This window comes from Longispora sp. NPDC051575, assembly GCF_040681875.1.
GTDB lineage: Bacteria > Actinomycetota > Actinomycetes > Mycobacteriales > Micromonosporaceae > Longispora.
On record NZ_JBFAZP010000036.1, the window covers coordinates 1 to 1,258 of the forward strand.

1 protein-coding gene is annotated in these 1,258 nt (G+C 64.5%); it reads right to left on the reverse strand.

Features of this window, described 5'->3' with window-relative positions:
* Window positions 1-42: 42 nt before the first annotated feature.
* Window positions 43-1,190 (reverse strand): IS3 family transposase gene (locus tag AB0M43_RS39270; protein ID WP_363732949.1). Its coding sequence is split into 2 segments (ribosomal slippage): window positions 43-917 and window positions 917-1,190, totalling 1,149 coding nucleotides; the frame shifts between segments, so codons are not numbered across the junction.
* Between the last annotated feature and the right edge of the window lie 68 nt (window positions 1,191-1,258).

A 1,258-nucleotide genomic window follows, 5' to 3' on the forward strand; every position in this document is an offset into this window, starting at 1 on the left:
GGGACTGCCCCCGGTTTGGTTGACTCGCGGGGTTAGCGGTGTTCAGGCCGGTTGAGTGGCCTTGTGTAGTGTCTCAAACTCGATCGGGGTGAGTCGTCCGAGGCGGGCTTGACGGCGTCGTCGGTGGTAGGTCCTTTCGATCCAGGTCACGATCGCCAGGCGTAGTTCGTCGCGGGTGGCCCAGCGTCGGCGGTCGAGTACGTTTTTCTGCAGGAGCGCGAAGAACGATTCCATGGCGGCGTTGTCACCGCACGCCCCAACCCGGCCCATCGAGCCGGTCAAACCGTTGCGGCGTAACGCTTTAACGAATTTGTGAGAGCGGAACTGGCTGCCGCGGTCGGAGTGCACCAGGGTCCCGCCAGCCGGGCCGCGGAGTGCGACCGCGTTGCGCAACGCGGTAACCGCGAGGCTCGATCTCATCCGAGCGTCGATGGAATAGCCCACGATCCGGTTGGAGTACACGTCCTTGATCGCACACAGGTAGAGCTTGCCCTCACCTGTCGGGTGTTCGGTGATGTCGGTCAGCCACAGCGTGTTCGGTGCCACCGAGGTGAAACGGCGCTGCACCAGGTCGTCGTGCACCGGCGGGCCCGCACGTCGGTGCATGCCACGCCGTTTGGCGAACACCGACCAGATGCGTTGCTGCGAGCAGAGTCTGGCCACCCGGTTGCGGCCGGCGGCGAGGCCTGCATCGGCGAGCTCGTCTGCTATGAACCGGTACCCGAACGCCGGGTCGTCGCGGTGGACGTCGAGGGCGGCGTTGATCAGGTGGGCGTCGTCCCAGTCTCGTTGACTGACCGGATCGCACTTCCACTGGTAGAACGCCTGTTTGGAAAAGCCCAGCACCCGGCAGGTCACCGCGACGGGGATCTTGTCGGCGGCAAGGTCACAGACCAGCGGGTAGATCATTTTGGGGCGATGTCGCGGGCGAAGTAGGCCGCGGCCCGGCGCAGGATCTCGTTCTCCTGTTCCAGCAGCCGGTTGCGTTTACGCAGATCCCGCAGCTCAGCGGACTCTTCCCGGGTCACACCCGGGCGGTTGCCGTCGGCGATGTCGGCCTGATGCATCCAGTTACGCAAGCAGGAATCGGAGATCCCGAAATCCTTCGCTATCTGCGTGATCGGCGCGTCACCCCGGCGGGCGACCGCGACCACATCACGACGGAACTCGGGCGGGAAAGCTTTCGGCACGAAGACATCCTTCCAGGAGGACCAAGATCCTCACAGATCAAGGAGTCAACCAAACCGGGTGCAGTCCC